This window comes from Hydrogenophaga sp. 70-12 (genome assembly GCF_001897365.1).
In the GTDB taxonomy this organism is placed as follows: domain Bacteria; phylum Pseudomonadota; class Gammaproteobacteria; order Burkholderiales; family Burkholderiaceae_C; genus Hydrogenophaga; species Hydrogenophaga borbori.
On sequence record NZ_MKSS01000422.1, the window covers coordinates 1 to 7,290 of the forward strand.

General features: G+C 70.8%; 6 protein-coding genes. 1 reads left to right on the forward strand and 5 read right to left on the reverse strand.

The features are described 5' to 3' along the window. Positions 1-1,362, reverse strand: a 1,362-nt coding sequence (locus BGO22_RS21970; RefSeq protein WP_286852433.1) for an FAD-dependent oxidoreductase, incomplete at its 3' end; no start/stop codon positions are given. Between the two features lie 159 nt (positions 1,363-1,521). Here BGO22_RS21970 and BGO22_RS21975 point away from each other — a divergent pair. Further along, positions 1,522-2,301, forward strand: coding sequence for an IclR family transcriptional regulator (locus tag BGO22_RS21975; RefSeq protein ID WP_254668171.1), 780 nt, complete (start codon positions 1,522-1,524; stop codon positions 2,299-2,301). Here BGO22_RS21975 and hydA read toward each other — a convergent pair. The 4 genes from hydA to BGO22_RS21995 form a co-directional block, all read right to left on the reverse strand. After that, positions 2,273-3,721: a dihydropyrimidinase gene (hydA, locus tag BGO22_RS21980; protein ID WP_204743742.1), complete on the reverse strand. Its 1,449-nt coding sequence runs from the start codon at positions 3,719-3,721 to the stop codon at positions 2,273-2,275. The two genes, BGO22_RS21975 and hydA, sit on opposite strands and share 29 nt — an antisense overlap. A gap of 61 nt (positions 3,722-3,782) precedes the next feature. Then, on the reverse strand, positions 3,783-4,529 hold the full coding sequence (locus BGO22_RS21985) for an aspartate/glutamate racemase family protein (RefSeq protein WP_070399681.1): 747 nt from the start codon (positions 4,527-4,529) through the stop codon (positions 3,783-3,785). Next, positions 4,526-5,926, reverse strand: a complete 1,401-nt coding sequence (locus tag BGO22_RS21990; protein ID WP_286852434.1) for an amidohydrolase family protein — start codon at positions 5,924-5,926, stop codon at positions 4,526-4,528. Before BGO22_RS21990 ends, BGO22_RS21985 begins: the two co-directional genes overlap by 4 nt. Positions 5,927-5,935: 9 nt before the next feature. Continuing rightward, positions 5,936-7,216, reverse strand: a complete 1,281-nt coding sequence (locus BGO22_RS21995) for a TRAP transporter large permease (RefSeq protein ID WP_286852435.1) — start codon at positions 7,214-7,216, stop codon at positions 5,936-5,938. Positions 7,217-7,290: the final 74 nt, after the last annotated feature.

Below are 7,290 nucleotides of genomic sequence, written 5' to 3' on the forward strand. Positions count from 1 at the left end.
CTTCGCCGCGTGGCGGTTGAACTCGGCCACGGTTTGCTCCAGCGTGGCCGGCGCGATGCCCAGCTGGGTGGCCAGCTCGGCCAGGCTGGCGCCGGACTTCAGGTAGCCGTTGCGCAGGTGGCGGCCGATGGGCAGGGGCGCGGGCGCCACGCAGCCCAGGCCGTAGCTGCGCAGGGCCTTGTGGTCGCACAGCAGCCAGGCAAAGACCTCGGGCCGGCCTTCGCAGGTCTTGACCATGGCCTGCACGAAGTCGTGGTACGAGTTGCCTTCGTTGGTGAAGCGCCGGCCCTCGGGGTTGACCGCGATCACGCCGGGCTTGGCGCGGTCGATGAAGTGCGGCATCACGCCCGCGCTGCCGTCCGGGCGGGTGGTGACGGAGGCCGGCACCCACGCGGCCGCGTGGGGAATGGTGCCGTCCACGCGCCCGCCCACGGCCTCGGCCAGGCGCAGGCCGTCGCCCGTGTTGGTGGAGGGCGAGGGCGAGAAGTGCTCGCGGCCCGTGGGCGCGTGCGGGAACAGCTGCTGGCGGCGCTCCACGTCGTAGGGGAAGCCGCCCGCGGCCAGCACCACGCCGCGGCGCGCCACCACGCGCACCGGCCGGCCCTCGCGCTCGACCAGCGCGCCGGTGACCGCGCCGCCCTCGACCAGCAGCTGTTTCACCGGCGAGGACAACCACACGGGGATGTCGCGGTCCATGGCGGCCTTGGCCAGGCGGCCCGCGAGCGCGTTGCCGTTGGTCAGCGTCATGCCGCGGCCGTGGATGAGCACGTCGAAGAAATGGCGCGTCAGCCGCTTGGTCACGTACCAGAAGGACGTGGGCGACTTGAAGACGCGCATGAAGTGGCGGATCTCGGGGCCCGAGCCCAGCATCATCCCGAACACCGTGAGCTCGGGCAGCGGCGGCGCCAGCAGCTTGATGCGCGGGCCGAGCTCGCGGCCGTCGTAGGGCCGGGTCACCATGGAGCGCCCGCCCGGCAGGCCACCGGGGGCTTCGGCGTGGTAGTCGGGAAAGACCGGCGGCAGGTCGAAGCGCAGCGGGGTCTGGCTGGTGAAGAACTCGATGGCCTTGGGACCGTTCTCCAGGAAAGCGTCGACGCGGCGCTCGTCGTAGTGCGTGGTGGCCTCGTGCTTCAGGTAGGCCTTGGCCGCACCGGGCGGCTCCTCGATGCCCTGCTCCTTGGCCAGGTGGGTGCCGGGGATCCACAGCCAACCGCCCGAGCGCGCCGTGGTACCGCCGAACTGTGGCTGCTTGTCCACCACCAGCACCTGCAGCCCCTGCGCGGCGGCGGTGACGGCCGTGGCCATGCCCGATGCGCCGGTACCGATCACCAGTACGTCGACGGCTTGTGTCTCCTGTGACATGCCTTGCTCCTTGTCAGTGGGGGCGATTCTAGAAGCCCTATCTGACTATGGTCAATGCGTTTGATAATATCTTTTCGTCTGATTGGGTCGTAGCCGTTTGAAATTATCAGGGAAAACCCTATGGATACACTTGCCCGCGCCCCCACCGCCCACGTCCCCATGGAAGAAAAGAGCCGTCGAGGTATCCAGTCGATCGAGATCGGCAGCGCCCTGCTGCTGGAGCTCGCGCGCAAGGTGCGCCCGGTGGCCCTGAAGGACCTGGCCAAGGCGGCCGGCATGACGGCGGGCAAGGCCCACCCGTACATGGTCAGCTTCCTCAAGGTGGGCTTCGTGTCGCAGAACGACGCCGGGCAGTACGAGCTGGGGCCGCTGGCCCTGCAGTTGGGCCTGATCAAGCTGCAGCGCATGGACCCGGTCAAGGAGGCGTCCGCCGTGCTGGAGCAGCTCGCGCACGCCACGGGGCAGAGCGTGGCCCTGGTGGTCTGGGGCAACCTGGGGCCGACCATCGTGCGCATGGAAGAACCCATCCAGCCGCTGCACGTGAACCTGCGCACCGGCACCGTGATGTCGCTGACCAACACGGCCACCGGCCGGCTGTTCGCGGCCTACCTGCCGCCCAAGGTGGTGGAGCGGCTGCTGGCGGAGGACCTGGCGCGCTCGAACTACGGCACCGCGCCCAAGCCGGTGCACACCATCCAGGACCTGGAGCCCACGCTGGCCGAGATCCGCCAGCACGGCCTCTCGCGCACGCTCGGTCAGCCGATCCCGGGCATCGACGCGCTGTGCGCGCCGGTGTTCGACGCCGAGGGCCACATCGTGCTCGGCGTGCTGGTGATGGGCCCGTCGGCCACCTTCGACACCGCGTGGAACGGGCGCATCGCCAAGCCCCTGCTGGCCTGCGCCGCCGAGATCACGCGGCGTGTGGGGGGAGCGAAGTAGGCCGGGCCGGCAACAGGCTCGGCCGGCCGCGCCGCAGGTAGCGGCCCTGGCCCCGGCGCGGGTGGAAGGCCTGTCCGTCCCACACCACCTCGCCGCTGGCGATGGTCACGCCCGGCCAGGCGCGCAGGGCCATGCCTTCGTAGGGCGTGTAGTCCACGTCGTGGTGCAGGGCGGCGTTGCGCACCGTGCGCTCGCCCTCGTCCCAGATCACCAGGTCGGCGTCGCTGCCGATGGCGATGGTGCCCTTGCGTGGGTGCAGGCCGTAGGCCTTGGCCGGGTTGGTGGACGTGAGCTCGACGAAGCGCTGCAGCGTGATGCGCCCGCCCAGCACGCCTTCCGAGTACAGCAGCGGCAGGCGCGTCTCGATGCCGGGGATGCCGTTGGGGATGTGCTGGAAGGCCACCTCTTCGCCGTTCGGCTTCTTGCCCTCGGTGCCGTCGTAGCGGAACGGCGCGTGGTCGGACGAGAACACGGTGAACAGGCCGTCGCTCAGGCCGTCCCATATCACCTGCTGGTTCTGCTTGTCGCGCGGCGGCGGGCTGCAGACGCAGCGCGCGCCCTTGTAGCTGTCGTCGATGCCGAGGTCCTCGGCGGTGAGGAAGAGGTACTGCGGGCAGGTCTCGGCGAACACCTTGAGCCCCTGCGCGCGCGCCCAGCGGATCTGCTCCACCGCCTCGCGGCCCGAGACGTGCACGATGAGGATGGGCACGTCGATCAGCTCGGCCAGCGAGATCGCGCGGTGCGTGGCCTCGCGCTCCACCAGCATGGGCCGCGCGTGCGCGTGAAAGCGCGGCGCGGTGCGGCCCGCCGCCTCCAGCCGGCGCGTGAGCCAGGCGATGCAGTCCGCGTTCTCGGCGTGGATCATGGCCATGGCGTCGTGGCGCCGCGCGACCTCGAGCACGTCCAGGATCTGGCCGTCGTCGAGCTTGAGGTCGTCGTAGGTCATGTAGATCTTGAACGAGGTGTAGCCCTCGCGGATCAGCTCGGGCAGCTCGCGGCCCAGCACCTCGGGCGTGGGGTCGCTCACGATCAGGTGGAAGGCGTGGTCGATGTGCGCGCGGCCCTCGGCGCGCGCGTGGTAGTCGTCCACCGCGGCGCGCAGCGACTGGCCCTTGACCTGCGCCGCGAAGGGAATGACGGTGGTGGTGCCGCCGCAGGCCGCGGCGCGCGTGCCGCTGTCGAAGTCGTCGGCCATGCGCACCGGCGGCGCCATGGGCTGGTCGAGGTGGCAGTGCGCGTCCACGCCGCCCGGCGTGACCACGCGGCCCGCCGCGTCGATCTCGCGCGCGCCGGCGGCGAGCCCGTGGCCCAGTTGCTGAATCACGCCATCGCGTATGCCGATGTCGCTGACGAAGCTGTCCGAGGCCGTCGCCACGCGGGCGTTGCGGACCACGAGGTCGAAACTCGGGCGATCGCTCATGGCAGGGTCCTCCGTGCTGCGCGCTGCGGGGCTGAGCGCCTGGGGAACGGTCCGGCGGCGCTCATGGCTGGCGCCCGATCAGGCTGGCCAGGCCGTCCTTCAGGCCCTGGTGGGCCTTGGCGGGCGGCGGCGACATCGCGCCGCTGCGCCGCGGCGTGTAGCCGGCGCGGCCCAGGGCCTCGGCCATGCGGATGGCGCTGCCCACGCCATCGATCAGGGGCACGGGCACGTCGGCGGCGATCTCGCGCGCCAGACCGGCCAGCGGCGCGCCGGCCAGGATGATGCTGTCGGCGCCGTCCTGCTCCACGCAGCTCAGGCACATCTCGCGCAGCACGTCGCGCGCTTCCTGCTGCACCGTCCCCACGCTGGCAAAGCCCTGCTTGAGCCCGCGGTAGCCGGTCATGCGCGAGGACAGGCCCAGCTGCTCCACGGTCTGCACGTACCAGGCGCCGATGCGCTGCGAGATGCCCACGATGGCGAAGCGCCCGCCGAGCAGGAAGGCCGCCGCCACCGCCGATTCGGTGAGCCCGACCACGGGAATGTCCAGCAGCTCCTTGGCCGCCGCCACGCCGGGGTCGCCGAAGGCGGCGATGACGGCCACGTCGTGATCCGCCTGCTGCTGCGCCAGCAGCTGCAGCGTGGCGTAGGCGCCCACGGCGGCCTCGCCCGGCGTCTCGATGTAGGCCACGCCGAAGGGCGCGGTGGCCATGGTGATGCGCGTATCGGGCAGGGCCGCGCGGCGCGCCTCGTTGTGAATCAGCTCGGTGACGCTGAGGGAAATGTTGGGGTTGATGACGAGGATGTTCAAGCGTTTCTCCGGGGCTCGACTTGTGCGCGGGCCCGCTCCCACAAGGCGGCCGCCGCCTGTTGGGCGTCGGCCAGGATGCTGTCTTGGTCGACGCGCAGGGCGCGACCGCCTTCCACCACGATCTCGCCGTGCACCAGCACCATGGCCACGTCGCGGCCCTGGCCGGTGTGCACGAGGTTGCCCAGCGGGTTGATGTTGGGCACCAGGTGCGGGCGGCGCATGTCCACGCAGACCATGTCGGCCAGCTTGCCGGCCTCCAGGCTGCCCAGGTGCTCGCCCAGGCCCATGGCGTGCGCGCCGTTGTAGGTGGCCATGCGCAGCATGTCCGCCGGCTGCCAGCCGTCGTCGATGCCGCCGGTCTGTATGCGCCCGAGGTTGAGCGCCCAGCGCATGACCTCGATCATGTCGGCGTGCATGTTGTCGGTGGCCAGCGCCAGGCGGATGCCGGCGTCCTGCATGGCCCGCGTGGGCGCGATGCGCCCGCCGGTGGCGTTGCCCTTGGGCACGTGCGCGAGGTTCATGCGCGCCGCGCCGGCGCGGCGCATGTCCGACTCGCTCATGTACATGCCGTGCGCGGCGATCAGCGAGGGGCCGAGCAGGCCGGTGCGCTCCAGCAGCTCGCAGGGCGTGCAGCCATCGCGCTCCTGCACGCGCTGGTTCTCCATGCGGCTTTGCGACAGGTGCGTGGTGACCACGCCGCCGTGGCGCTCGCGGTGGTCGGCGACCCGCCGCAGCAGGCCCTGTGAGCAAGTGTCCGGCGCGTGCGGCGTCAGGTGCACGCCGGTGCGGCCCTCGGGCCCGCCGTGCCAGCGCGCGTGCAGGGCCAGGGCCTCGCCCAGGGTGCGCTCGCCGATGGCCTCGTCGTGCCGCCACTCGCCCAGATGCACGCGGGAGAAGTCCACGTCGTGGATGCGCCCGCAGGCGTAGGCGCGCAGGCCCACGTCGGCCATCGCTGGCAGGGTCAGGTCGGCGTGCACGTAGCTGTCGTTGATGACGGTGGAGCCGAACATCAGGGCCTCCAGCGCGCCCAGGCGCGCCAGGGCCACGGCCTCGTCCGGCGTGACCTCATGGCCATGCGGCACCCCGGGCGTGTAGGCCGGCGCGAAGCCCATGTCCTCGGCCACGCCCCGCACCATGGTGAGGATGGTGTGGGTGTGCACGTTGACGAAGCCCGGCAGCACCAGGTGCCCGCGCAGGTCGATGGTCCGGCGCGCGTCCACGCGCGGCGCGTCGCCGGCCCGGGCCACGAAGGCGATGCGCGGGCCGGCGATGCCGATGACCGCGTTCTCGATGACCTCCAGCTGCGGGCGCGTGTGCACCACCGTGGCGCCGGTGATCAGCAGGTCCAGCCGGTCCATTGGGCCCGGCGCCGCCGGGCTGGATGCGTCCAGTGACATGGCCACCCCTTAGAAGCCCAGCGCGCGCGGCAGCGCCGTGACGATGGACGGAAAGGCCACGCACAGCAGCAGCATGCCGAACTGGAAGATCACGAAGGGCATGGACTCGCGGATGATCGCGCCCATGGGCACGCGGGTGATGCCGCTCATGACGAAGAACAGCACGCCCACCGGCGGCGTCATCATCCCGATCACCAGGTTGAACATGAACAGGAAGCCGAACCACAGCGGGTCCAGGCCGAAGGCGTCGGCGATCGGCACGAACAGCGGCACCAGCATGATGTAGGCCGCGTTCGACTCCATGAACATGCCCACCACCACCAGCAGCAGCATGGTCAGCAGCACGAACACCATGGGATCGGCGGTCATGCTTTTCACCCAGTCCGCCAACTGCTGCGGCACCATGTCCACGGTGAGCAGGAAGGTCACCGTGGCGGCGAGCGCGATCAGCGCGCCCACCATCGAGGCCGTGACGGCCGCACGGAACAGACAGCCCGGCAGGTCCGACAGGCTCAGCTTGCGCGTGACCAGCAGGCCCACCACGCCCGAGTAGATCACCGCGATGGCGGCGCCCTCGGTGGCCGTGAACACGCCGCCGATGATGCCGCCCACCACGATGATGGGCATGAACAGGATGATGTGCGCCTTGCGGAACTGCACCCAGGCGTTGCGCGCGTTGAAGGCCTCGCCCGTGGGCGGGTACTTGCGCCGCCAGGAGATGAAGCTGGCGATGCCGATGAAGCCCAGCGCCAGCAGCACGCCCGGCACGATGCCGGCCATGAACAGCCCGCCCACCGACACCGAGGAACCGGCCATCAGGGCGTAGACGATCATGGCGTTGGACGGCGGAATCACCGGCCCCAGGTTGGCCGCCGAGGCGATCACCGCGCAGTTGAAGCTGTCCGGGTAGTGCTTGCGCAGCGCGGGCACCAGGGCGCTGCCCAAGGCGCTGGCCGAGGCCACGGCCGCGCCGCTGACCGAGGCGAGGATGGTGCCGGCGATGATGGTCACGTGGGCCAGGCCCCCGTGCACGCGCCCGACCAGGCTGTTGGCGAAGGCCACCAGCCGCTCCATCATGCCGGCCTTGACCATCAGCTCGCCGGCCAGCATGAACAGCGGGATGGCCATCAGCGGAAAGTTGTCCACCGCGTGCAGCATGCGCTGCGCCAGCATCACCAGCTCGAAGTCGGCGGCGTACAGGGCGGCCAGGGACGCGAAGCCCAGCGCGAACGCCAGGGGCATGCCCGCGAAAGCGAGCACGCAGAAGACGATGATCACGAGCCAGGTCATGACAACCTTCCTTCCCAGATGCGCGAACCCAGCCAGGCGTGCAGCACGAGGTGGATGAACGAATGGGCCGCGCA

Coding starts and splice junctions, on each gene's coding strand:
- BGO22_RS21990 (WP_286852434.1), bottom strand. CDS start 5,926: ATGTCACTGGACGCATCCAGCCCGGCGGCGCCGGGCCCAATGGACCGG.
- BGO22_RS21975 (WP_254668171.1), top strand. CDS start 1,522: ATGGAAGAAAAGAGCCGTCGAGGTATCCAGTCGATCGAGATCGGCAGC.
- BGO22_RS21995 (WP_286852435.1), bottom strand. CDS start 7,216: ATGACCTGGCTCGTGATCATCGTCTTCTGCGTGCTCGCTTTCGCGGGC.
- hydA (WP_204743742.1), bottom strand. CDS start 3,721: ATGAGCGATCGCCCGAGTTTCGACCTCGTGGTCCGCAACGCCCGCGTG.